The organism is Streptomyces sp. NBC_00096 (genome assembly GCF_045041305.1).
Taxonomy (GTDB): Bacteria; Actinomycetota; Actinomycetes; order Streptomycetales; family Streptomycetaceae; genus Streptomyces.
In genome coordinates this window covers 2,068,696-2,090,761 of the sequence record NZ_CP108221.1, presented here as the reverse complement: position 1 = coordinate 2,090,761, position 22,066 = coordinate 2,068,696, and the positions used below count along the sequence as shown (strand labels likewise).

Below are 22,066 nucleotides of genomic sequence, written 5' to 3'. Positions count from 1 at the left end.
AGGGGGCGGGTGCGGCCCTGGCGAAACGGCTATTCCGCCGGGTCGGCGGCTAAGGCACGATGGAAGCATGGCACCGCACTTCGACCACCCCGGCGAGCAGGCAGCTTCGGACCCGATCCGGCTGCTCGAGATCCGTGAGACCCCGCTTTCGATCGACGAGGTCTTCCAGGCCGTCGGCGACGACGCGACGGGAGGCACGACGCTCTTCGTCGGCACGGTGCGCAACCACGACAGCGGGGCGGACGTGGACCAGCTCGGCTACTCCTGCCACCCCTCGGCCGAGGCGGAGATGCGCCGCGTCGCCGAGCGGGTCGTGGCCAAGTACCCGGTCCGTGCCCTCGCCGCCGTCCACCGCGTCGGCGACCTGGCCGTCGGCGACCTCGCGGTCGTCGTCGCCGTGTCCTGCCCGCACCGCGGCGAGGCCTTCGAGGCGTGCCGGATGCTGATCGACGACCTCAAGCACGAGGTCCCGATCTGGAAGCACCAGACGTTCTCGGACGGCACCGAGGAGTGGGTCGGGGCCTGCTGATTGCCCCGTTCGGACGCGCAACACGCCCTCGATTTGCGTAACCCCCGCCCGGGCACCAGCGTTGGAGCCACCAACAACACGTAATTCGGGGTAGGGAGACACGTCCATGGCGTCTTTGGCGTGGTTGCTGATTCCGCTGTTCGCCGCGATCGGAGCGGCGATATGGGGCAGCTGGGCGGCACGCGACCGCACGGCCGGTGACATATCCGAGCTCGCGGGCTACGCGCGGTTCCGGGAGGCCATGGGCCAGGAGGAACGGACCGGGGCGAAGGCGGACGCACTCCGGGAGAAGGACACGGCCGACTCCCTCTGACGGCGCCGGGCCCCGTACGGACCGGCCCCGCGGGCCGCCCGCCAGGGGCGTCACGTACTGTCGATCCATGCCACGCCGCACTGCGACGATGCTCGCCTCCACCCTCATGCTCTTCGCGCTGCTCTGCGCGGGAGTGTTCATGAAGGTCCCGTACTCCGAGATGAGTCCGGGCCCGACGGTGAACACGCTCGGGGACTCGCACGGCGAGCCCGTGCTGAACATCTCGGGGCGCAAGACGTACCCGACCAGCGGGCACCTGAACATGACGACGGTCCGCGTCACCGGCGCCGACTACGACATGAACCTGCTGGAGGCCGTGTACGGCTGGGCGGCGGGCGACAACATCGTCGTACCGCACGAGAACCTGTACCCGGACGGCAAGACCGAGCAGGAGTCCACGCAGGAGAACGCCGAGGAGTTCAGCCAGTCGCAGGAGAGCGCCAAGGTGGCCGCCCTCAAGCAGCTCGGCATCCCGGTGGCCACCCAGATGATCGTCGCCTCCGTGGTCAAGGGCAGCCCCTCCGAGGGCAAGCTGCACGCCGGAGACGTGATCAAGGCCGTGGACGGGGACCCCGTCAACGCTCCCGAGGACGTGGCCAAGCTCGTCACCAAGCACAAGGCCGGCGAGCCGGTGGAGTTCACCATCGTGCCCGCCGCCGAGGCGGCCGAGGCCGAGAAGGCGCACCGCGAGCCCACCGGCACGACGAAGATCACGATCGTTTCGGGCAAGGCGGAGGGCGACGGCCACGCCGTCGTCGGCATCAGGGCCGGTACCGACCACACCTTCCCGTTCAACGTCGACATCAAGCTCGCCGACGTCGGGGGCCCGAGCGCGGGCCTGATGTTCGCCCTCGGCATCGTCGACAAGCTCACCCCGGAGAGCCTGACCGGCGGGAAGTTCATCGCCGGCACCGGCACCATCGACGACGCGGGCAAGGTCGGCCCGATCGGCGGCATCCAGATGAAGACGATCGGCGCCCGTCAGGCCGGAGCCGAGTACTTCCTGACCCCCGCCGAGAACTGCGCCGCCGCCGCGGGCGACGTGCCCGACGGGCTGACGCTGGTGAAGGTCTCCACCATCGACGACGCCGTGAAGGCGCTCGAGAAGATCGGCAAGGGGGACACGGCCGGGCTGCCGCGGTGCACCGCCAAGCCCTGACCGAGTCCCCGCCCGCCCGCGCCGCCTAGTCGAGGAAGGTCGCGGCCAGCGCCTCGGCGAGCCCCGGTACCAGGGTCGCGCCGGTCAGCACCTCGTTCGCCGAGTCCTTGTCCCGCAGGCGTACGGCGGACTCCCGCGAGCCGTTGCGCAGGACGCCCACGGTCAGCCGTACCTCCTGGCGCTCCGGGTGACCGGCGACCCACTTGGCGAGCTGCTTGTCGGTCAGCCCGTCCGGCACGGAGGACTCCGCCGACGGCGGCAGCATCAGCCGCTCCACGGTCAGCGCGCAGCCCAGGATCGACGGGGGCCAGGCGATGGTTCCCAGGAACTTGTCGAGCGGGGTCCCGGCCGGCACCTCGTCCTGCTCGATCGGGGTGAGCTGGTTCTTGCCCGTGTCGTCCTGGTCGAGGCCGAGCTGGCGGGCGACGCCCGGCGCCTCCTTGCGCAGCCTGGCCGTGTCGACCAGGGCGAAGAGGCGGGCGGGCTTGTCCCAGCCGAGGGTGGAGGCGTACTCGTCGATTTCGAGGACGGCACGGGTCAGCGGGCTTGCCGCCATTGGGGTGCCGGGGGACGGCGAAAGGTTGGACATGGACAACATCCTGCCTCCTTTGCACCGGATACCGGGAACTGACTAAAGCCTCAGTAAGTTGCATGAGTGGGCTCTACGATCGGGGGCCCATGCTTTGAAGAAATCTCAGCATCACTTACACACAGCGACTTTCGAGGTGCGCACCTTGGCTTTCCAGATGCCGGACCGCGGCGGAGGCCCCTCCGGGCCACGGATGAGAGTCGGCCGCCCGTCCCGGCGTGCCCGGACTCTTCTGATGACCTTGGGCGTGCTGGCCGTCCTCGCCATGGCGTTCATCATGTTCGCCGGCTTCTGGACGGACTGGCTCTGGTTCCGCTCCGTCGACTACTCCTCCGTCTTCACCACCACCCTGTGGACCAAGGTCGGCCTCTTCGCCGTCTTCGGGCTGCTGATGGCCGGTGCCGTCGGGCTGAACATCTGGCTGGCCCACCGGCTGCGGCCGCCGCTCAGCGCGATGTCGATGGAGCAGCAGAGCCTCGACCGCTACCGGATGAGCGTCGCGCCGTACCGCAAGTGGCTGCTGCTGGGCATCGCCGCGCTGGTCGGCCTGATCGCGGGCGCTTCGGCGGCGGGCCAGTGGAAGACCTGGCTGATGTATGTGAACGGGGTGCCCTTCGGGCAGAAGGACCCCCAGTTCAACCTGGACGTGTCGTTCTACACCTTCGACCTGCCCTGGTACCGCTTCCTGCTCGGCTTCGGCTTCGCCGCCGTCGTGCTCTCGGTGATCGCCGCCGCCGTCGTGCACTACCTCTACGGAGGACTGCGCGTCACCAGCCCGGGTGCCCGGGCCACCGCCGCGGCGACCGGCCACCTGTCGGTGCTGCTCGGTCTGTTCGTCACGCTCAAGGCGGTCGCGTACTGGCTCGACCGGTACGGCCTCGCCGTGAAGTCCAGCGACTTCAAGGCCGCGGACAACTGGACCGGCCTGCGCTACGTCGACGCCAACGCGTACCTGCCGGCCAAGACGATCCTCGTGGCCATCGCCGCGATCTGCGCGCTGCTGTTCTTCGCGACGCTGTGGCGCCGCACCTGGCAGCTGCCGGTCATCGGCTTCGGCCTGATGGTCCTGTCGGCGATCCTGATCGGCGGGCTGTATCCGGCGATCGTGCAGAAGTTCCAGGTCCAGCCGAACGAGCAGGCCAAGGAATCCCCGTACGTCCAGAAGAACATCAAGGCGACGCGCGACGCCTACGGGGTCGCCGACGCCTCCGTCACGGACTACCCGGGTCTGCCGGATCCCAAGGCGGACAAGAAGGTGCTCCGCCAGGAGGCCAACACCACGGCGAGCATCCGTCTCCTCGACCCGAACATCGTGTCCCCGGCCTTCCAGCAGCTCCAGCAGAACAAGGGCTACTACGGTTTCCCGGCCACGCTGGCGGTCGACCGGTACAAGGGCCAGGACACGGTCATCGGTCTCCGTGAGATCAACCTCGCGGGCATCCCGAAGAACAACTGGATCAACGACCACTTCCGTTACACCCACGGGTTCGGAGTGGTCGCGGCCAAGGGCACCGAGGTGGCCCCGGGCGGCCAGCCCGTGTTCACCGAGTCGGGCCTTCCGGCACAGGGCGACCTCGGGACGTACGAGCAGCGGATCTACTACGGCGAGCAGACGAAGCAGTACTCCATCGTCGGCGGACCGCAGAAGGAGCTCGACTACGCCAACGACTCGGGCGAGAAGGAGACCACCTACAAGGGCGACAGCGGGGTGAGCCTGGGCAACCCGGTCAACCGGGCCGCGTACGCCCTGGCCTTCAGCGAGCCGCAGATCCTCTACTCCGGCGCCATCGGCAACGGTTCGAAGATCCTCTACAACCGCACGCCCAAGGAGCGGGTCGAGGCGGTCGCCCCGTGGCTGACGATCGACGGCGCGGTGTACCCCGCGGTGATCGACGGCCGGGTCCAGTGGATCGTGGACGCCTACACCACCACCAACGGCTACCCCTACGCCTCGCGCACGCAGCTCGGGGACAGCACGGCGGACTCGCTGACCAACTCCCAGCGCGCGGTGGTGGCGCAGGAGAACCAGGTCAACTACATCCGCAACTCGGTCAAGGCCACCGTCGACGCCTACGACGGCACGGTGAAGCTGTACCAGTGGGACACCAAGGACCCGGTCCTCAAGACCTGGATGAAGGCCTTCCCCGGGACGGTCAAGGACAAGAAGGAGATCTCGCCGGCCCTGATGGAGCACCTGCGCTACCCGCAGGACCTCTTCAAGGTCCAGCGTGAGCTGCTGACCCGGTACCACGTCACCGACCCGCAGACCTTCCTCAGCGGCAGCGAGGTCTGGGCGGTTCCGGACGACCCGACCACCAAGGCGGGGACGGCGGTCCCGCCGTACTACCTCTCCATGAAGATGCCGGGCCAGAAGGATCCCGACCAGGCCTTCTCGCTCACCACGACGCTCACGCCGAACGGCCGTGACAACCTGAGCGCCTTCATGGCGGTCAACGCCGATCCCACCACCGCGGACTACGGCAAGATCCAGCTGCTGAAGCTGCCCACCCAGAACCCGGTGGACGGCCCCAAGCTCGTCCAGGCGAGATTCAACTCGAAGCCGGAGATCGCCCAGGAGATCAACATCCTGAGCCGGGGCGACTCCCAGGTGGAGTACGGCAACCTGCTCACGGTCCCGCTCGACAAGGGGATGCTCTACGTCGAGCCGGTGTACGTGCGCGGTGGCGGGCTCAAGTACCCGCTGCTGAAGAAGGTCCTGGTGACCTACGGGGACCAGACGGCCTTCGAGGACACCCTGGAGAAGGCGCTGAACGTGGTGTTCGGGGCCGAGGGTGCGACCACGCCGCCCACGACGACCCCGCCGGGCGACGGCACCACCACGCCGCCGACCGGCCAGGACCCGACGGTCAAGGCGGCGCTCGCCGACGCCCAGAAGGCGATCGACGACGCCGGCAACGCGCTCAAGGCCGGCGACTGGGCGGCGTACGGCAAGGCCCAGAGCGACCTGCAGGCGGCGCTGAACCGGGCGAGTGACGCCGAGGCGAAGCTGACGGCGGCCAAGCCGGCCGGCTAGCGGTAAGGCGGTAATGGCTCCACCCCGTGTCGTGCTACTGTGGTTCTACCGACGCGGGGTGGAGCAGCTCGGTAGCTCGCTGGGCTCATAACCCAGAGGTCGCAGGTTCAAATCCTGTCCCCGCTACTGAAGACGAAGGCCCGGATCCGATGGATCCGGGCCTTCGTCATGTCCGGGGCGGTCGCGTTTCCCCACCAACTGTGGTTTTCGCCGACGCGAGTCACTGGGGTGGGTGAGTTGGGGCGCGGGCGTGTTTGACTTGTCTCTCTGTGGGCATGTCGACAAAACGCTGTAGTGACCTCACTGACTGCGACATACCAGGTGTACGCGGGTAGCAGGTGATGCGACGATGGGATTTATGGGGGACAGGTCAACTCTGCTGGAGACAGGGCGGTTTGTGAGGGCGGAGTCCGAATCGAACGCGGAGGCCGATGGGGCGGCTCAGGCTGTTGACGTGCAGACCGCGATGACCACGCGGCCGGTACGGACCCCGGCGGCCGCGCCGACCACGCGGGACGTGTTGGACGTGTCGGCCGACGCGATGTTCGACGACGCGGCCTTCGCGCTGACCGACGCGGCCAGCGACGCCGAGCTGGAGGCCCGCCACCGGGCCGCCGCCGACAAGGGGGACCCGGGCGCGATGAGCGTGCTCGGGGCGCTCCTGCTGCGCCGCGGCGACCTCACGGGCGCCGAGACGTACCTGCGCGGGGCGACCGGGGCGGGCGACCGCGCCGCCGCCAACAACCTCGGCGTGCTCCTGCACCAGCGCGGCTACCCCGAGGAGGCCGCCGGCTGGTGGCGCGTCGCGGCCGTGGCCGGATCGGCCCCGGCGGCCCACGCCCTGGGCCGCCACTACCGCGAGCGGGGCGACGAGCCCGCCGCCGAGTACTGGATGCGCCAGGCGGCGGAATCAGGCCATGCCCTGGGGGCCTACGGCCTCGCCGACCTGCTGGAACACCGCGGCGACAAGGGCGTCGAGCGGTGGTTCCGGGCCGCCGCCGAACAGGGGCACCGCGAGGCCGCGTACCGCCTCGCACGGCACCTGAGGAAGGGCGACCCGGCCGAGGCCGAGCAGTGGTACCGGCAGGCCGCCGCACGCGGGCACCGGCGCGCCGGGCTGCACCTGGGCGCGCTGCTGGAAGCGCGCGGGGAGCTGAAGGAGGCCGGGCGCTGGTACCTGACCTCCGCCAAGCAGGGCGAGCCGCGGGCGGCGTGCGCGCTCGGCTTCCTGCTGCGCGACGCCGGCGACGAGGAGAACGCGGCCACGTGGTGGCTGCGGGCCGCCCAGGACGGCGACGGCAACGCGGCGAACGCCCTGGGCGCGCTGCACGCCGCGCGCGGCGAGACCCAGACCGCGGAGAAGTGGTACCGGGCCGCGATGGACGCGGGCGACCAGAACGGCGCGTACAACCTCGCGCTGCTGTGCGCCGCGCAGGAGCGGACCGGACCGGCCGAGCAGTGGTACCGGCGCGCCGCCTACGCGGGACACCGCGAGGCGGCCAACGCGCTGGCCATCCTGCTGCTCCAGGGCGGGGACGCGGAGGGCGCGGAGCCGTGGTTCTCCAAGGCGGCCGAGGCCGGGAGCGTGGACGCCGCGTTCAACCTCGGGATCCTCTTCGCCAGCCGGGACGAGGACCGCACCGCGCTGAAGTGGTACGAGCGGGCCGCGTCGGCGGGACACACCGACGCGGCGCTCCAGGTCGGCATCGCGCTGGTCCGGGACGGCGAGGAGCGGGCGGCCGAACGCCACCTGCGGTGCGCGGCGGGCGGCGGCAGCGCGGAGGCCGCCTTCCGGCTGGCCGCGCTGCTGGAGTCGCTGGCCCCGCCGCCGGAGCCGGTGGCGCTGGGCGAGCCGGTGGGCGGAGCCGCGCGCACCGAGAGCGAGGAGTGGTACGAGCGGGCCGCGGAGCTGGGGCACCGGCGGGCGCAGGTCCGGGTCGGCATGCTGGCCGCCGCGCGGGGCGAGCTGGCGGCCGCCGCGCGGTGGTACCGCGAGGCGGCGGAAGCCGGCTCCCGCAACGGGGCGTTCAACCTGGGACTGCTGCTGGCGCGCGAGGGGAACGAGCCCGAGGCGGCCCTGTGGTGGACCCGGGCGGCGGTGGCCGGGCACGGCCGCGCGGCGCTGCGGCTGGGCCTGCTCGCGGCCCGGCAGGGAGATCTGACGGAGGGGCAGAAGTGGTGCGTACGGGCCATGGAACTGGGCCCGGCGGAGGTCTCGGAGCGGGCGGCGCGGCTGCGCGAGGCGCTGGCCGAGGAGCTGTCCGCGTAGGGCTGCGCCAGGAGCCGGTTAACTGATTTGCATCTGCTCGCGGGCCTCGCGTAGAGTCGGGTTTACCGACGCGGGGTGGAGCAGCTCGGTAGCTCGCTGGGCTCATAACCCAGAGGTCGCAGGTTCAAATCCTGTCCCCGCTACTGAAGGCTCGAAGGCCCGGATCCCCTGGATCCGGGCCTTCGGTCGTTCTCCGTCGCAAGAGCGCAAAGAAGAGGGGCCCGGGAGCATCGCTCCCGGGCCCCTCTCGCGTTCGTCGGGCTCCCGTGCAGTTCGTCGGGCTCCCGCGCGTCGCTCAGGCCCCCGCGCAGTTCGGGCACACCCCGCGGTACGTCACCTCGACCGCCGACACCACGAAGCCGAAGCGTTCGGTGTCCGGCAGGTCGGCCAGCGGATTGCCCGCCGGGTGGACGTCGCGGATCGCCCCGCACCGGGCGCACACCAGGTGCTGGTGGGGCCGGTGGGCGTTCGGGTCGTACCGCTTGGCGCGCCGGTCCGTGGAAACCTCCAGGACCTCGCCCAGGCTGACGAGCTCGCCCAGGGTGTTGTAGACGGTCGCGCGGGAGATCTCCGGCAGCCTGTCCACGGCGCGCGCGTGCACCTCGTCCGCCGTCAGGTGAACGTGGTCACCGTCGAGCACCTCGGCCACGACGCGCCGCTGTGCGGTCATGCGCCATCCGCGTCCGCGAAGTCGTTCCAGCAGGTCACTCATGCATGCCAGCCTAACAGCGAGGGGATTCGGTGTAACTCCCGAATCAGTGTCGAGTTGGATGCTTACTTGACTTAGACAAAGTCCATCGTAGGATCGGTTACGTTAGGACAGGACAGGATTTGCAGCAAATTTACGCAGGAGGCGCACGTGACGCAGGGACCGCTCACCACGGAGGCCGGAGCTCCGGTCGCTGACAACCAGAACAGCGAGACCGCCGGCATCGGCGGACCCGTTCTGGTCCAGGACCAGCTGCTGCTCGAGAAGCTCGCGCACTTCAACCGTGAGCGCATCCCGGAGCGCGTGGTGCACGCCCGTGGCGCCGGTGCGTACGGCACGTTCACGCTGACCCGTGACGTCTCGCAGTGGACCCGTGCGAAGTTCCTGTCCGAGGTCGGCAAGGAGACCGAGACCTTCCTGCGCTTCTCCACCGTCGCGGGCAACCTCGGCAGCGCCGACGCGGTGCGCGACCCCCGCGGCTGGGCGCTGAAGTTCTACACCGAAGAGGGCAACTACGACCTCGTCGGCAACAACACCCCGGTGTTCTTCATCAAGGACGCCATCAAGTTCCCCGACTTCATCCACACCCAGAAGCGCGACCCGTACACCGGCTCGCAGGAGGCGGACAACGTCTGGGACTTCTGGGGTCTGTCGCCCGAGTCCACCCACCAGGTGACCTGGCTGTTCGGCGACCGCGGCATCCCGGCGACCTACCGCCACATGAACGGCTACGGCTCGCACACGTTCCAGTGGAACAACGAGGCCGGCGAGGTCTTCTGGGTCAAGTACCACTTCAAGACCGACCAGGGCATCAAGAACCTCACCCAGGCCGAGGCCAACCAGCTCGCCGGTGAGGACCCCGACTCGCACCAGCGCGACCTGCGCGAGTCCATCGAGCGCGGCGAGTTCCCGTCCTGGACCGTCCAGGTCCAGATCATGCCGGCGGCCGAGGCGGCCGAGTACCGCTTCAACCCGTTCGACCTCACCAAGGTGTGGCCGCACGAGGACTACCCGCCGATCGAGATCGGCAAGCTGGAGCTCAACCGCAACCCGGAGAACGTCTTCGCCGAGGTCGAGCAGTCGATCTTCTCCCCGGCGCACTTCGTCCCCGGCATCGGTCCGTCCCCGGACAAGATGCTCCAGGGCCGTCTCTTCGGCTACGGCGACGCCCACCGCTACCGCGTCGGCATCAACGCCGACCACCTGCCGGTGAACCGTCCGCACGCCACCGAGGCGCGCACCAACTCCCGCGACGGCCACCTGTACGACGGCCGCCACAAGGGCGCGAAGAACTACGAGCCCAACAGCTTCGGCGGCCCGTACCAGACGGACCGTCCGCTGTGGGTCTCCTCCGCGGTCACCGGCGGCACCGGCAACCACGCCGCGCCCTCGCACTCCGAGGACAACGACTTCGTCCAGGCGGGCAACCTCTACCGCCTGTACTCGGAGGACGAGAAGACCCGTCTGGTCGAGAACCTGTCCGGCTTCATCGCCAAGGTTTCCCGCGACGACATCGTCGAGCGCGCGATCAACAACTTCCGCCAGGCGGACGGCGACTTCGGCAAGCGTCTGGAGGCCGCGGTCCAGGCCCTTCGCGGCTGATCGACGGCTTGCCGTAGCGGGCCGACGGGCCGGTGCTCCCGTGAGGGGGCGCCGGCCCGTCGGCTGTTCCTACGCCGTGGCGGGCACCGCGCCGCGCCGCGCCGGGGCCCAGCAGCGGATGACGTCCCGTACGGAGACGATGCCCACGGGGCCGCCGTGCTCCAGGACGATCAGATGACGGAAGCCGCCGTGTGCCATTGCCTCGGCGGCTTCCTGCACGGTGGCGTCCGGGGTGCAGAACACCACGTTGTTGGTGGTGTGCGCACCCACGGACTCCCGGTCGGGATCGTGTCCCGCGCCGAGGGAGTTGAGGATGTCGCGCTCGGTCAGGATGCCGATGCCGCTGTGTTCGGGATCGAGGACGACGGCCGCGCCGACGCGCCGGCCGGACATCAGGCAGGCCGCCTGACGCAGGGTGTGTGTGGGTCCGAGGGTGAGGATCACGGTGCTCATGGCGTCGCGGACGAGCATGAAGAGAGACACCTCCTGTGAGTCCCTCCGCTCGGGTGGGGTGCGCCGGTGCGGGCCCGCACTTAGAGAAGCCCTTCACAAGCGCACAAGCGGAGGAGTCCCAGATTCCCATGGACACGGAGTGTCATCAAGAGGGCGCGCTGGGTGCGGACGGGCGCACGGCTCCGGCGCGGCCCGCCGCGCGGGCCGGCCGCTCCGGTCAGCCGCGCGGGCGCAGCGGGTCCAGCAGGTCCAGCATCTGCTCGTGCAGCAGCCCGTTCGACGCCGCCGCGTTGCCGCCGTGTACGCCGTCCGCTCCGTCCAGAGCGGTGAAGCGGCCGCCGGCCTCCTCCACCACGACCGCCAGGGCCGCCATGTCCCACAGGTTCAGCTCCGGCTCGGCGCACAGGTCGAGCGAGCCCTCGGCGACCATCATGTACGGCCAGAAGTCGCCGTAGCCCCGCGTACGCCAGCACGCGCGGGTCAGGTCAAGGAAGCCGGGCAGCCGCCCCTGCTCCTCCCAGCCGCTCAGCGAGGAGTAGGCGAAGGAGGCGTCGCCCAGGGAGGCGACCTTGGAGACGCCGAGCGCGGTGGTCGCCCCGAGCGCGCCCCCCGCGTACGCGCCCTGGCCGCGCGCCGCCCACCAGCGGCGGCCCAGCGCCGGGGCGGACACCACGCCGACGACGGGCCGGAAGACCCCGTGGGCGTCCTCCTCCATCAGGGAGATCAGCGTCGCCCAGACCGGAACCCCGCGCACGTAGTTCTTCGTACCGTCGATCGGGTCCACGACCCAGCGGCGCGGGCCGTCGCCCTTGAGGCCGTACTCCTCGCCCAGGATCGCGTCGGAGGGCCGCGCGGCGGAGATCCCGGCCCGGATGATCTCCTCGGTGGCGGTGTCGGCCTCGCTCACCGGGGTCATGTCGGGCTTCGTCTCGACCTTCAGGTCGAGGGCGCGGAACCGCTCCATCGTGGCGGCGTCCGCCGCGTCGGCGAGTTCGAGGGCAAGGCGCAGGTCATCGTCATACTCGGGCATGCCCGAACCCTACCGAGGCGCCCGAACCCCTGCGAGCGGCGTCCACCGTGCGTCCACCGCCGGGCCGGCGGCCCGCCGGTCCGGCCGGGGCCCTACGCGGACCCTTGACAGGATCTGTCGGTCCGTCAACTCTGGCGGAGACGTCAAAGGGGGAGGCGACGGTGCCGACGGCCCGGGAGTCCTTGCTGGAAGCGGCAGGAGCGGCGCTCTCGGCGCGCCCGTGGCCGGCCGTGCGGATGGTCGACGTGGCGGCCGCCGCCGGGGTCTCACGGCAGACCCTCTACAACGAGTTCGCGGGCAAGACGGGTCTGGGCCACGCCCTGGTCCGGCGCGACGCCGCCTGGTACCTCGACGGAGTGGACCGGGCCCTGGCCTCCACGGGCGCGTCCGCCGAACGCCTGGCGGCGGTCGTCGAGTGGACCGGCCGGGCGGCCGGGGAGCGCGCCCTCGTACGGGCCCTGCTGACGGGGTGCTGGAACGGCAACTTACCCGTGCCGGCCGGCCGGGGAGTCCGGCCGGGGCTGCCCGCCCTCGGGCCCGCCGAGCTGGTGCGCGCCGTACGCGAGCGGGCCGACGCCGCCTTCGCCCCGGGGGAGGGGGCCGTCCGCTGCGAGCTGGCCGTGCGGCTCGCACTGTCCTACCTGATCGCCCCGGCAGACCGGCCCGGTCCGGGCTCCGCGGCGCTGCTCCAGCTGCTAGGCCCCTCGGGCGGGACGGGCCTCAGTGTGCCGAGCCCGAGAGCTGGAGCCCGATGACCCCGAGGATCACCAGCGAGATCGAGACGAGCTTGAGGGTGGAGACCAGGTCACCGAGGAAGATCATCCCGTAGATCGCCGTCCCGGCCGCCCCGATGCCGGTCCACACCGCGTACGCCGGCCCCACGTCCAGCTTCTTCAGGGCCAGCGTCAGCAGACCGAAACTGCCCAGCGCGAAACACGCGAAGGCGACGGTCGGCCACAGCCGGGTGAAGCCGTGCGAGAGCTTGAGGCAGACCGCGAATCCCGTTTCCAGGATTCCGGCGACCACGACCAACAGCCACGCCATGGCACATGCCTCCCCGCGTCATGCGGCGCGCTCTCGGCATCGGCCCTCGCGCCACTTGGTGCGATTATGCATTTACCAGACATCCCGTACGGCAAACCCCGCCGGAAGATCGGCCATGGATCAGTCGCCCTCGCGGCGCTCCCTCGTCTCCAGCAGCCGCCGCAGCGAATAGAGCCGCGCGGGATCCGCGTGGCCGTCCTCCACCCACTTGTCGAGCGCGCAGTCCGGCTCGTCGTGGCTGCAGGCGCGCGGGCACCCCTCGGTACCCGGCACCAGCTCCGGGAAGGCCAGGATGACCCGGGACGGGTCCACGTGGTGCAGGCCGAAGGAGCGAACGCCCGGGGTGTCGATGACCCAGCCGTCCCCGCCCGGCAGCGGGAGCGCGAGCGCCGAGGTGGTGGTGTGCCGGCCGCGGCCGGTCACCGCGTTGACCACGCCGGTCGCACGCTGGCGGCCCTCGGCGACCAGCGAGTTGACCAGGGTGGTCTTGCCGACGCCCGAGTGGCCGACGAAGGCCGTGATCCGGCCGGTCAGGCGCTCGCGCACCCGCTCGGCCGCGTCGCCCGCCGCCAGCTCCTCCCGGTTGGTGACCACGTAGTTCAGGCCGAAGGTCGAGTAGATCTCCAGGATCTTGTCCGCGGAGGTCAGATCGGACTTCGTCAGCACCAGCAGGGGCTCCAGCCCGGCGTCGTACGCCGCCACCAGGCAGCGGTCGATCATCCGGGGCCGCGGCTCGGGGTCGGCCAGCGCCGTCACGATGGCCAGCTGGTCCGCGTTGGCGACGACGATGCGCTCGTAGGGATCGTCGTCGTCGGCCGTGCGCCGCAGCACCGACTTGCGCGGCTCGATCCGCACGATGCGGGCGAGGGTGTCCTTCTTGCCGGACAGGTCGCCGACGATCCAGACCCGGTCGCCGACCACCGCCGCCTTGCGGCCCAGCTCGCGGGCCTTCATCGCGTGCACCGGGCGGTCGTCGACCAGGCAGGTGAGCCGGCCGCGGTCCACGGTCAGGACGAATCCCTCGGCCGCGTCCTCGTGCTTGGGGCGGATGGTCGTCCGCGGCCGGTTGCCCTTGGGGTTGGGCCGCTGGCGGATGTCGTCCTCGTCGGTGTGCTTGCCGTACCTGCGCATGACCGGCCCTACGCTCCCACGCCCGCCGGCGCCGCTTCGGCCCGCGCGAGCATGTCCGTCCACATCTTAGGGAAGTCCGGAAGGGTCTTGGCGGTCGTCGCCACGTTCTCGACGAGCACGCCCTCCACCGCCAGGCCGATCACCGCGCCGGCCGTGGCCATCCGGTGGTCGTCGTACGTGTGGAACGTGCCGCCGTGCAGCGGGCGCGGCCGGATCCGCAGACCGTCCGCGGTCTCCGTGACGTCGCCGCCCAGCCCGTTGATCTCCTTGGTGAGCGCCGCGAGCCGGTCCGTCTCGTGCAGCCGCAGGTGCGCGACACCGCGCAGCACCGACTCGGAGTCGGCCAGTGCCGCGACCGCCGCGATGCCCGGGGTGAGCTCGCCGACCTCGCCCAGGTCCACGTCGATCCCGTGGATCTTGCCGGTGCCCGTGAAGACCAGGCCGGCGTCGGTCAGCTCGCAGGAGCCGCCCATCTCCGTGAAGATCCGGCGCAGCGCGTCACCGGGCTGCGTGGTGCGGCGCGGCCAGTCCGGGATGGTGACCGTGCCACCGGTGATCATGGCCGCCGCCAGGAAGGGCTGGGCGTTGGACAGGTCCGGCTCCACGACCAGGTCACGGCCGAGCAGCGCGCTGGGCGCGACCCGCCACACGTTCGGCTCGCCGCCGGACTCCGGGGTGTCGACCTGGGCGCCCGCCGCGCGCAGCATCTCCACCGTCATCCGGATGTGCGGCATGGAGGGCAGGTTGGTGCCCACGTGCCGGACCTCGACGCCCTGGTTGAAGCGCGGGGCGGAGAGCAGCAGCGCGGAGACGAACTGCGAGGAGTTGGACGCGTCGATCTCGACGGTCCCGCCCTCCAGGGCCCCGCCGCCCTGGACGGTGAGGGGCAGCGCCCCGCGGCCGTCGTCGTCGATGCGGGCGCCGAGCGTGCGCAGCGCGGTGATGACCTGACCGAGGGGGCGCTCGTAGGAACGCGGGTCGCCGTCGAAGCGGATGTCGCCGGCGGCCAGGGTGGCGACGGGCGGCAGGAAGCGCATGACCGTGCCCGCGTTGCCGACGTCGACCGTGGCCGGGCCGTGCAGCGCGGCCGGGATGATCCGCCAGGCCTCTCCGCTGTCGCCCTCGCCCGCGGAGCTGGAGGAGACGGTCTCCTCGATGCCGACGCCCAGCGCGCGCAGCGCGTCGGACATCAGCTGGGAGTCGCGCGAGCGCAGCGGGCGGCGCACCCAGCCCGGCTCGGAGGCGAGGGCGGCGAGCACGAGGGCGCGGTTGGTGACCGATTTGGACCCGGGCACGGTGACGGTGGCCTGGACGGCGGAGTCGGCGAGCGGGGCGGGCCAGAGGGCGGGGAGAGCGGGGGTCTCGGTCATGGCCACCACTTTAGTGTCTTCCCACGGCCACAGATCTTGATCACCGGGGGAGTCTCGGCGTGCGGACGCCCGCCGGTGCGGGGTGCCTGCCTGCTTCGGCGGCGGCCGGTCAGAGGGCCAGCAGCCAGCGGCCGCCGCCGACGAGCGAGCACAGCGCGACCACGTGGAAGAGCAGGAGCCACACCACCGGGTGCACGTGGGTGAGCCGTCCGAGCTGGTCCGCGTCCGAGTCGGGCGCTCCGCCGTGCCGGCGCTTGGCCCCCAGCTCGAAGACCGGCCGGACCCCGCCGAGGAGCAGGAACCACACGACGGCGTACGCGAACACCGCCTGCACGTCGGCCGGGGCCAGCCAGGAGACCAGCACGAAGGTGGCGCCCGTCACCACCACCGTCAGCAGCCCGTACGCGTTGCGGATCATCACCAGGACCGCCAGCAGCAGGGCGGTCGCCGCCCACAGCAGCAGCGTGATCCGGTGCGCGGAGAGCAGGGCCGCCCCGCCGAGGCCGAGCAGGGAGGGCGCCGTGTAGCCGGCGGCGGCGGTGAGGACCATCCCGAGGCCGGTCGGCTTGCCCCGGCTGACGGTGACCCCGCTGGTGTCCGAGTGCAGCCGGATCCCGTCCAGGCGCCGGCCGGTCAGGAGGGCCAGCAGCCCGTGCCCGCCCTCGTGCGCGATGGTGATCGCGTTGCGCGACAGCCGCCACACGGGCCGGGGGCCGACGGCGGCCAGCGCCGCCAGGCCCGTCGCGATCACCAGCCACTGGTCGGGCGCCGTCTGTATGCCGGTGAGCCGGTCCCAGAGACCGGCCGTGGTGCTGCTGTCCATGAGGTGGCGGACTCCTTGCGGTGGTGGTCGGGTGCCATGGCAGTGTGGCAGCCATGTGCGGAAGGTATGCAGCGAGTCGTCAGCCGGAGGACCTGGTGGAGGTCTTCGGCGTGGAGCGGTGGGAGCCGGAGGAGGCTCTGGCACCCGACTGGAACGTGGCCCCGACGAAAGAGGTCCACGTGATCCTCGACCGTCCACTGAAAGACGCCGCGAGCCCGCGTCCGGTTCGCCAGCTCAGGGTCCTGAAATGGGGACTCGTCCCGTCCTGGGCACAGAATCCCGACGGCGCCGCCCGGATGATCAACGCCCGGGCCGAGACCGTCGCCGAGAAGCCCTCCTTCCGCCGCCCCTTCGCGCAGCGCCGCTGCATCATCCCGGCGGACGGCTACTACGAGTGGGTCACCGCCCACGACGAACGCCTGCTGGAGGTCGAGGGCAAGAAGAAGCGGGCCCGCAAGCAGCCCTACTTCGTCCTCCCCTCCGACGGCGCCGTCTTCGCCATGGCCGGGATATACGAGTTCTGGCGCGACCGGACCCTGCCCGACGAGCACCCCCTGGCCTGGTGGGCCACCTGCTCGGTGATCACCACGGAGGCCGAGACCGGACCGCTGGGCGTGGCCCCGGCCGAAGGCCCGCGCTCGCTCGCCGACATCCACCCCCGGATGCCGCTGATGCTCACGCCGGACCGGTGGGACGCCTGGCTGGACCCGGCGCGGACCGACACCGACGAGCTCCAGGCCCTGCTCTCCCCGCCGCCCGGCGGGCTGATGCGCGCCTATCCGGTGTCCACGGCCGCGAGCAACGTCCGCAACAACGGGCCCGAACTGCTGGCGGAGCTGGCCGCGCCGGAGGAGGCCACGCTGTTCTGACCGCCCCGGCGGCCCTCCGGCGGGAGCCCCGGACCGGCATGATCGGGGCATGAGCACCCGTACCGAGAGCGTCGGCACCCCGGCGGGCGAGGCCCGCATCACCTGGCACCCGGCCCCGGCGGGCCGGGCCCGCCTCGTGCTCGCCCTCGGCCACGGGGCCGGCGGCGGGATCGAGGCCCGCGACCTCCAGGCCCTCGCGGCCGCCCTGCCCGCCCTGGGGACCACCGTGGCACTGGTGGAACAGCCCTGGCGGGTCGCGGGGAAGAAGGTCGCCGCCGCGCCCAAGGTGCTGGACGCCGGCTGGCAGGCCCTGTGGCCCGCGCTCGCGGAGCCCGGGCTGCCGGTGGTCGCCGGCGGGCGCAGCGCCGGGGCCCGGGTGGCCTGCCGGACCGCCGCCGGGCTGGGCGCGGCCGGGGTGCTGGCGCTGGCCTTCCCGCTGCACCCGCCGGGCCGGCCGGAGAAGTCCCGGGCGCAGGAGCTGCTGGGCGCCGGGCGTCCGGCGCTGGTGGTCCAGGGCGGCCGCGACGCCTTCGGGAGGCCGGAGGAGTTCCCGGAGCGGGGAGCGCGCGCAGGCTCGTACGAGCTGGTGGAGGTGGCGTACGGGGATCACGGCTTCGCCGTGCCCAAGAAGGCGGGGCCGACCCAGGAGGAGGCCCTGGAGGTGATCACCGGCGCGGTGGCCGAGTGGCTCGGCCGGCTCGCGGTGTGACGTAAGTCCGTGCCGTAGGTCCGAAACCCGTGCCCCGCCCGGGAATGCGCCGCCCCGGCCGCCTGTTGTCCCGGATGTCGGTACGCACAGGAACGTCGGAGGAGAGGCACGCATGACCCAGGTCATCAGCCAGAACCGCCCGCAGGCCGCTGACCTGGACTGGACAGTGCTGCCCGCACCGGGGCGCGGCAAGGTTCGGGCGGCGGGCGACCGGGATGGTCGACTATTCTCCGATTCGAGCGGGTCCGCTTTCGGAGTCGCCACGCAGTCGGAGGAGGTGGGTCCTGTCGCCGGGACCGACGAAGGCCACGCGGAGGAGACGACCCCGGAGCGCAATGCGCGCTTCGAGAGGGACGCCCTCGGCTACCTCGACCAGATGTACTCGGCCGCGCTGCGCATGACGCGCAATCCGGCCGACGCCGAGGACCTGGTCCAGGAGACGTACGCGAAGGCATACGCGTCGTTCCACCAGTTCCGCGAGGGCACCAACCTGAAGGCGTGGCTGTACCGCATTCTGACCAACACCTTCATCAACTCCTACCGCAAGAAGCAGCGCGAACCCCAGCGCAGCGCGGCGGAGGAGATCGAGGACTGGCAGCTGGCGCGCGCCGAGTCGCACATGTCGACCGGGCTGCGTTCCGCCGAGTCGCAGGCTCTCGATCACCTGCCCGATTCGGATGTGAAGGAAGCGCTGCAGGCCATTCCCGAGGAGTTCCGCATCGCGGTCTATCTTGCCGACGTAGAGGGCTTTGCGTACAAGGAGATCGCGGACATCATGGGTACACCCATCGGTACGGTCATGTCGCGACTGCACCGTGGCCGCCGTCAACTCCGTGGAATGCTTGAGGACTACGCCCGTGAGCGCGGGCTCGTCCCGGCCGGCGCGGGAGAGTCGAACGACCTGAAAGGCTCGGGCTCATGAGCTGCGGAGATGCGCACGAGACGGAGTGCTCGGAGGTCCTGGACCACCTTTATGAGTTCCTGGACCAGGAGATGCCGGACAGCGACTGCACGAAGTTCGAGGCGCACTTCGGCGAGTGCAATCCCTGTCTCGAGAAGTACGGCCTGGAACAGGCCGTGAAGAAGCTGGTCAAGCGCTGCTGCGGCTCGGACGACGTACCGACCGACCTGCGTTCGAAGGTGATGGGCCGGATCGAACTCATCCGTTCGGGGCAGGCGGTGCCGGATCACGACATCACGGCCGGACCGGTCGAGCCGGCCGCCGCCGAACCGGTGCCGGGATCCGCGACGGGCTGAAATCAGCCGAGTTCACCGGTGGGGTCGAGTCCGCCGGTGAAGTAGTCGCTTTTTGAACCATCTCGAACAGCCGCCCCCGGCAGGGCAGTTCCTTCACTCGAAGGTGGTAATCCGGGGGCGTCCGCATGGCGCAATGCAAAAATGTGGCCCAGCTCGCTCCCGGCCCCACTTATTCTCCCCATTCGGTACTGGTTTGATTCGGTACCTGGCTTGCACGGCACAGGGGGAGGAGAGCGCCATGCGGGTACTTCCGCCGGTGGCGCGCGCCTACATCCTGTGCGCGGTCCTCGCGGGCTTCGCGTGCGCCGCCCCGGCCCTCGCCGATTCCGCCACCCCGTGGCCCTCCGTCGGCCTGCTCGCCGTGCTCTACCTCGGCTGCGAACTCGTCAAGGTCTGCCCGCTCATGGGCCGCCGCGTGCCCGAGGGCCTCGGCTCCTTCTTCCCCGTGGTGCTGGCCGCCGTGTTCCTGCTGCCGCCGGCCGCCGCGGCGCTCGTCGCCCTGCCCGGCGGCCTCGCCGGGACCGTCACCGCCCGCCCCGCCTGGGTCCGACGCACCTGGCACGGGGCCCAGCAGGCGATAGCCGCCTGGACGGCCGGGCAGGTCTACGGAGTGCTGGGCGGGCCCGCGGCACTGGGCGCGGGCTCCTCCGGCGGGACCGGCCCGGTGCGGGCCGGCGGAGGGGGCGGGCCGGACGGACCCGCCGCCTGGGTCGCGGACTTCCCGTACGTGATGGTGCCCGCCGCGGCCGCCGCCGTCGCCTTCTGCCTGGTGCTCACCGCCCTCGACGGCGGCATCCTGGCCGCCGCCGAGCGCCGGCCCGCCGCCACCGCCTGGCGCGCCCTGCCGACCCGGTCCCTCGCCCCGCACTGCGTGCACGGCCTCGCCGGGCTGATGATGGCCGTCATGTGGCGCAGCCCGTACGGACTGCCCGCCGCACTGCTCGTCCTGCTGCCGATGTACATCTCCTGCTGGGTCTTCGCCCAGTACCACCGCGAGCGCGCCGCCCACCAGGCCACCATCCGGGCGCTGGTCCAGGCCGTCGACATCAAGGACCGCTACACGCGCGGCCACAGCGAGCGGGTCGGCCAGGCCTCCGCGATGATCGCCCGCGAGCTGGGCATGGGCGAGGACCGCCTCGAAGTCGTCCGCATCGCCGGGATCCTGCACGACGTGGGCAAGCTCGGCGTCCCCACCCGGCTGCTGCGCAAGGACGGACCGCTGACCCCCGAGGAACGCCGGATCATCGAGCTCCACCCCGAGTACGGACACGAGATGGTGCGCGGCATCGGCTTCCTGGGCGAGGCCCGGGCGGCGATCCTGCACCACCACGAGCGGGTGGACGGCTCCGGCTACCCCTACGGGCTGACCGGGGAGCAGATCCCGGTGCTGGCCCGGGTGGTGGCCGTCGCCGACGCCTTCGACGCGATGACCTCGACCCGGTCCTACAGCAGGGCCCGGCCGGTTCCGGTCGCGCTGGCCGAGCTCGAGCGGTGTGCGGGGGCGCAGTTCGACCCGGAGATGGTGCGGGCGCTGGTCGACTCGATCGGCCGCGACGGCTGGCGCCCGAAGGTGACCTCGGAGGAGGACCTCCAAGTGATCCCGGCCGGTGCCGGTGCCGGTGCCGCCGCTGCGGCGCCGGGGCAGGGGCCGGGGCCCGCCGCGGTGCCGGACGGGGACCGGGCCGCTTCGGTGCTGGCCGGGCTGCCCGCCCAGGCCGGACGGGCCGGCGAGCCCGGCGCCGGGCCCCAGCCGGGCCGGGCGGGGCTCGGCGTGGACGGTGGGGCCGCCGGAGCCGGCGGGGGCGGCGCGGGGGCGCAGACGTGAGGGGCTGGGTCGTCGGGATCGTGCGCGGGGCCGCCGGGGCGCTGACCGCGGCCGCGCTCGGGCACACCCTGTGGAACGGCCTGGCCGACCCCGGCATCGCCCTCGCCTTCGGCACCCTGATCACCATCGGCGAGCTGGCCCGCCGGGACCGCGGGGACGCCGCCCGCCAGCAGCCCGCGCCCCTCGGATCCGCCGGGGCCCTCGCCTACGCCCTGCTCGGGCAGAACGCCGGACAGCCCACCCACCACGGGGTCCTGCAGATCGTCGCCGTCGTCGTCGCGGCCGCCCTCGTCGGCATCGTCCCGCACATCGCCCGGGGCCGCGGCCCCGCCCTGGACCACCTGGCCCGCCGGGTCCTGACCGTCACCTTCGCCGCCGTCTGCTTCCAGCCGCTCTACAACTCCGGCAGGCTCGAGGACTGGGTCGGCCAGGGCCCGTACCTCGTGCTCTTCCTGCTCTTCCTGCTCGGCCTCACCGCCCTGTGCGACGCCGTCCTGGCCGCCCTCCTCTCCGCGGCCCGCACCGGCTGGCCCTACGGCCCGCTGCTCCGCGACGAGCTGCGCGCCCAGCTCGGCATCGGCTCGGCGATCTGCGCCACCGGGGTCGTCATGGCCCTCGGAGTGGCCGTAGCCGGGCTGTGGGCGGTGCCCGTGTTCAGCGTGCCGCTGCTGCTGACCCAGATGTCCTTCCACCGGATCACCGCCATCCGCACCACCTACCGCCAGACCATCACCTCCCTGGCCCGCGCCACCGAGATCGCCGGCTACACCCGGCCCGGCCACTCCCGCCGGGTCGCCGCCCTCAGCTGCGCCGTGGGCCGGGAGCTGGGCCTCTCGGAGCGGGAGCTCACGGTGCTGGAGTACGCCGCCCTGATGCACGACATCGGGCAGCTCTCCCTCGTCGACCCGGTCCCGGCCGGGGCCACCGCCGAGCTGCCCGCCGCCGAAGCCCGCCGGATCGCCGGTCTGGGCGGGGAGGTGGCCCGGCAGACGGGGGTGCCGGCCGAGGTCGCGGTGGTCGTGGAGCGGCAGGCGGACCCGTACCGGGAGCAGCCCGTCGCCGCCCGGATCGTGCGCACGGTCAACGCGTACGACGACCTCGTCGGCGGCGCCCGTCACCCGGGCGGCTCACTGGAGGCCCTGGAGCGGCTGCGCCTGGGCACGGGGCACGATTTCCAGCCGGAAGTCGTGGAGTGTCTCGCCAGGGTGCTGGCCCGGGGCGGACGTGCCAGAGTCGTACCCGTCCCACCTGGGTAACCCATGGGTAATGAGCGGCCGTCCGAGTGGGCATGGTTGGATGCCAGTGAGAGTGTTCCCAGCAGGAGTGTCCCAGGGAAGAGTGAACCCGGTAA

General features: G+C 71.8%; 21 protein-coding genes and 2 tRNA genes. 15 read left to right on the top strand and 8 right to left on the bottom strand.

Annotated elements, in window-relative coordinates:
• The first annotated feature begins 67 nt into the window (after positions 1-67).
• The 3 genes from OG904_RS08780 to OG904_RS08770 all read left to right on the top strand — a co-directional run bounded on the left by OG904_RS08780 (position 68) and on the right by OG904_RS08770 (position 2,001).
• Positions 68-529, top strand: a complete 462-nt coding sequence (locus OG904_RS08780; protein WP_405489035.1) for a molybdenum cofactor biosynthesis protein MoaE — start codon at positions 68-70, stop codon at positions 527-529.
• 106 nt (positions 530-635) lie between these two features.
• Positions 636-842, top strand: coding sequence for a hypothetical protein (locus OG904_RS08775; protein ID WP_405489033.1), 207 nt, complete (start codon positions 636-638; stop codon positions 840-842).
• Positions 843-909: 67 nt separating this feature from the next.
• The gene (locus OG904_RS08770) at positions 910-2,001 is read left to right on the top strand and encodes a PDZ domain-containing protein (protein ID WP_405489031.1); all 1,092 of its coding nucleotides are present in this window, start codon (positions 910-912) and stop codon (positions 1,999-2,001) included.
• 25 nt (positions 2,002-2,026) lie between these two features.
• Here the strand turns inward: OG904_RS08770 and OG904_RS08765 are convergent, their stop codons facing one another.
• Complete coding sequence (locus tag OG904_RS08765) at positions 2,027-2,599, bottom strand: PPA1309 family protein (RefSeq protein WP_405489029.1); 573 nt, start codon at positions 2,597-2,599, stop codon at positions 2,027-2,029.
• Between the two features lie 148 nt (positions 2,600-2,747).
• Here OG904_RS08765 and OG904_RS08760 point away from each other — a divergent pair, with 148 nt between their 5' ends.
• From OG904_RS08760 to OG904_RS08745, 4 genes are all read left to right on the top strand, one after another.
• Positions 2,748-5,624, top strand: a complete 2,877-nt coding sequence (locus tag OG904_RS08760; RefSeq protein WP_405497882.1) for a UPF0182 family protein — start codon at positions 2,748-2,750, stop codon at positions 5,622-5,624.
• A gap of 52 nt (positions 5,625-5,676) precedes the next feature.
• Positions 5,677-5,750 (top strand) — tRNA-Met (locus tag OG904_RS08755).
• Positions 5,751-5,973: 223 nt separating this feature from the next.
• Positions 5,974-7,893, top strand: a complete 1,920-nt coding sequence (locus tag OG904_RS08750) for a tetratricopeptide repeat protein (protein ID WP_405489027.1) — start codon at positions 5,974-5,976, stop codon at positions 7,891-7,893.
• A 69-nt stretch (positions 7,894-7,962) separates the two neighbouring features.
• Positions 7,963-8,036 (top strand) — tRNA-Met (locus OG904_RS08745).
• 152 nt (positions 8,037-8,188) lie between these two features.
• Here OG904_RS08745 and OG904_RS08740 read toward each other — a convergent pair.
• Positions 8,189-8,605, bottom strand: coding sequence for a Fur family transcriptional regulator (locus OG904_RS08740; protein ID WP_405489025.1), 417 nt, complete (start codon positions 8,603-8,605; stop codon positions 8,189-8,191).
• A 147-nt stretch (positions 8,606-8,752) separates the two neighbouring features.
• On the opposite strand from OG904_RS08740, the gene OG904_RS08735 reads away from it, so the two are divergent.
• Positions 8,753-10,204 (top strand): catalase, encoded by a 1,452-nt coding sequence (locus tag OG904_RS08735; RefSeq protein WP_405489023.1) that lies wholly within the window; start codon positions 8,753-8,755, stop codon positions 10,202-10,204.
• A 69-nt stretch (positions 10,205-10,273) separates the two neighbouring features.
• Here OG904_RS08735 and OG904_RS08730 read toward each other — a convergent pair whose 3' ends face one another.
• Together OG904_RS08730 and hisN are read right to left on the bottom strand one after the other, a co-directional pair.
• Positions 10,274-10,675, bottom strand: a complete 402-nt coding sequence (locus OG904_RS08730) for a cyclic nucleotide-binding/CBS domain-containing protein (RefSeq protein WP_405497880.1) — start codon at positions 10,673-10,675, stop codon at positions 10,274-10,276.
• Positions 10,676-10,874: 199 nt separating this feature from the next.
• Positions 10,875-11,687, bottom strand: coding sequence for a histidinol-phosphatase (gene hisN / locus OG904_RS08725; RefSeq protein WP_405489021.1), 813 nt, complete (start codon positions 11,685-11,687; stop codon positions 10,875-10,877).
• 161 nt (positions 11,688-11,848) lie between these two features.
• Here hisN and OG904_RS08720 point away from each other — a divergent pair, with 161 nt between their 5' ends.
• Positions 11,849-12,442 (top strand): TetR/AcrR family transcriptional regulator, encoded by a 594-nt coding sequence (locus tag OG904_RS08720; protein WP_405489019.1) that lies wholly within the window; start codon positions 11,849-11,851, stop codon positions 12,440-12,442.
• Here OG904_RS08720 and OG904_RS08715 read toward each other — a convergent pair.
• The 4 genes from OG904_RS08715 to OG904_RS08700 all read right to left on the bottom strand — a co-directional run bounded on the left by OG904_RS08715 (position 12,408) and on the right by OG904_RS08700 (position 16,055).
• Positions 12,408-12,731 (bottom strand): multidrug efflux SMR transporter, encoded by a 324-nt coding sequence (locus OG904_RS08715; protein WP_328300718.1) that lies wholly within the window; start codon positions 12,729-12,731, stop codon positions 12,408-12,410. The two genes, OG904_RS08720 and OG904_RS08715, sit on opposite strands and share 35 nt — an antisense overlap.
• A 120-nt stretch (positions 12,732-12,851) precedes the next feature.
• Entirely contained in the window at positions 12,852-13,862 is a 1,011-nt protein-coding gene (gene rsgA / locus OG904_RS08710; protein WP_405489017.1) for a ribosome small subunit-dependent GTPase A, read from the bottom strand.
• A gap of 8 nt (positions 13,863-13,870) precedes the next feature.
• Positions 13,871-15,232 carry a 3-phosphoshikimate 1-carboxyvinyltransferase gene (gene aroA / locus OG904_RS08705; RefSeq protein ID WP_405489015.1) on the bottom strand — a complete coding sequence of 454 codons (1,362 nt, stop codon included), beginning with the start codon at positions 15,230-15,232 and terminating at the stop codon, positions 13,871-13,873.
• Positions 15,233-15,341: 109 nt separating this feature from the next.
• Entirely contained in the window at positions 15,342-16,055 is a 714-nt protein-coding gene (locus OG904_RS08700) for a M50 family metallopeptidase (protein WP_405489013.1), read from the bottom strand.
• A 53-nt stretch (positions 16,056-16,108) separates the two neighbouring features.
• Here OG904_RS08700 and OG904_RS08695 point away from each other — a divergent pair, with 53 nt between their 5' ends.
• From OG904_RS08695 to OG904_RS08670, 6 genes are all read left to right on the top strand, one after another.
• Positions 16,109-16,924 (top strand): SOS response-associated peptidase, encoded by an 816-nt coding sequence (locus OG904_RS08695; protein WP_405489011.1) that lies wholly within the window; start codon positions 16,109-16,111, stop codon positions 16,922-16,924.
• A gap of 49 nt (positions 16,925-16,973) precedes the next feature.
• A complete protein-coding gene (locus OG904_RS08690) occupies positions 16,974-17,633 on the top strand; it encodes an alpha/beta family hydrolase (RefSeq protein ID WP_405489009.1) in 660 nt (219 codons plus the stop codon).
• Positions 17,634-17,910: 277 nt separating this feature from the next.
• Positions 17,911-18,555: a sigma-70 family RNA polymerase sigma factor gene (locus OG904_RS08685; RefSeq protein ID WP_008741505.1), complete on the top strand. Its 645-nt coding sequence runs from the start codon at positions 17,911-17,913 to the stop codon at positions 18,553-18,555.
• Positions 18,552-18,890 carry a mycothiol system anti-sigma-R factor gene (gene rsrA / locus OG904_RS08680; protein ID WP_405489007.1) on the top strand — a complete coding sequence of 113 codons (339 nt, stop codon included), beginning with the start codon at positions 18,552-18,554 and terminating at the stop codon, positions 18,888-18,890. The genes OG904_RS08685 and rsrA overlap by 4 nt, the downstream gene beginning before the upstream one ends.
• A 238-nt stretch (positions 18,891-19,128) precedes the next feature.
• The gene (locus tag OG904_RS08675; RefSeq protein ID WP_405489005.1) at positions 19,129-20,715 is read left to right on the top strand and encodes an HD-GYP domain-containing protein; all 1,587 of its coding nucleotides are present in this window, start codon (positions 19,129-19,131) and stop codon (positions 20,713-20,715) included.
• Complete coding sequence (locus tag OG904_RS08670) at positions 20,712-21,971, top strand: HD-GYP domain-containing protein (protein ID WP_405489003.1); 1,260 nt, start codon at positions 20,712-20,714, stop codon at positions 21,969-21,971. The genes OG904_RS08675 and OG904_RS08670 overlap by 4 nt, the downstream gene beginning before the upstream one ends.
• The last annotated feature ends 95 nt before the right edge of the window (positions 21,972-22,066 follow it).

What these genes read in the sequence shown, in the direction of transcription:
- hisN (WP_405489021.1), bottom strand. Translation starts at nt 11,687, where the DNA reads ATGCCCGAGTATGACGATGACCTGCGCCTTGCCCTCGAACTCGCCGAC.
- OG904_RS08770 (WP_405489031.1), top strand. Translation starts at nt 910, where the DNA reads ATGCCACGCCGCACTGCGACGATGCTCGCCTCCACCCTCATGCTCTTC.
- OG904_RS08695 (WP_405489011.1), top strand. Translation starts at nt 16,109, where the DNA reads ATGTGCGGAAGGTATGCAGCGAGTCGTCAGCCGGAGGACCTGGTGGAG.
- OG904_RS08775 (WP_405489033.1), top strand. Translation starts at nt 636, where the DNA reads ATGGCGTCTTTGGCGTGGTTGCTGATTCCGCTGTTCGCCGCGATCGGA.
- OG904_RS08750 (WP_405489027.1), top strand. Translation starts at nt 5,974, where the DNA reads ATGGGATTTATGGGGGACAGGTCAACTCTGCTGGAGACAGGGCGGTTT.
- aroA (WP_405489015.1), bottom strand. Translation starts at nt 15,232, where the DNA reads ATGACCGAGACCCCCGCTCTCCCCGCCCTCTGGCCCGCCCCGCTCGCC.
- OG904_RS08700 (WP_405489013.1), bottom strand. Translation starts at nt 16,055, where the DNA reads ATGGACAGCAGCACCACGGCCGGTCTCTGGGACCGGCTCACCGGCATA.
- OG904_RS08780 (WP_405489035.1), top strand. Translation starts at nt 68, where the DNA reads ATGGCACCGCACTTCGACCACCCCGGCGAGCAGGCAGCTTCGGACCCG.
- OG904_RS08760 (WP_405497882.1), top strand. Translation starts at nt 2,748, where the DNA reads ATGCCGGACCGCGGCGGAGGCCCCTCCGGGCCACGGATGAGAGTCGGC.
- OG904_RS08675 (WP_405489005.1), top strand. Translation starts at nt 19,129, where the DNA reads ATGCGGGTACTTCCGCCGGTGGCGCGCGCCTACATCCTGTGCGCGGTC.
- OG904_RS08740 (WP_405489025.1), bottom strand. Translation starts at nt 8,605, where the DNA reads ATGAGTGACCTGCTGGAACGACTTCGCGGACGCGGATGGCGCATGACC.
- OG904_RS08715 (WP_328300718.1), bottom strand. Translation starts at nt 12,731, where the DNA reads ATGGCGTGGCTGTTGGTCGTGGTCGCCGGAATCCTGGAAACGGGATTC.
- rsrA (WP_405489007.1), top strand. Translation starts at nt 18,552, where the DNA reads ATGAGCTGCGGAGATGCGCACGAGACGGAGTGCTCGGAGGTCCTGGAC.
- rsgA (WP_405489017.1), bottom strand. Translation starts at nt 13,862, where the DNA reads ATGCGCAGGTACGGCAAGCACACCGACGAGGACGACATCCGCCAGCGG.
- OG904_RS08765 (WP_405489029.1), bottom strand. Translation starts at nt 2,599, where the DNA reads ATGTTGTCCATGTCCAACCTTTCGCCGTCCCCCGGCACCCCAATGGCG.
- OG904_RS08690 (WP_405489009.1), top strand. Translation starts at nt 16,974, where the DNA reads ATGAGCACCCGTACCGAGAGCGTCGGCACCCCGGCGGGCGAGGCCCGC.
- OG904_RS08730 (WP_405497880.1), bottom strand. Translation starts at nt 10,675, where the DNA reads ATGCTCGTCCGCGACGCCATGAGCACCGTGATCCTCACCCTCGGACCC.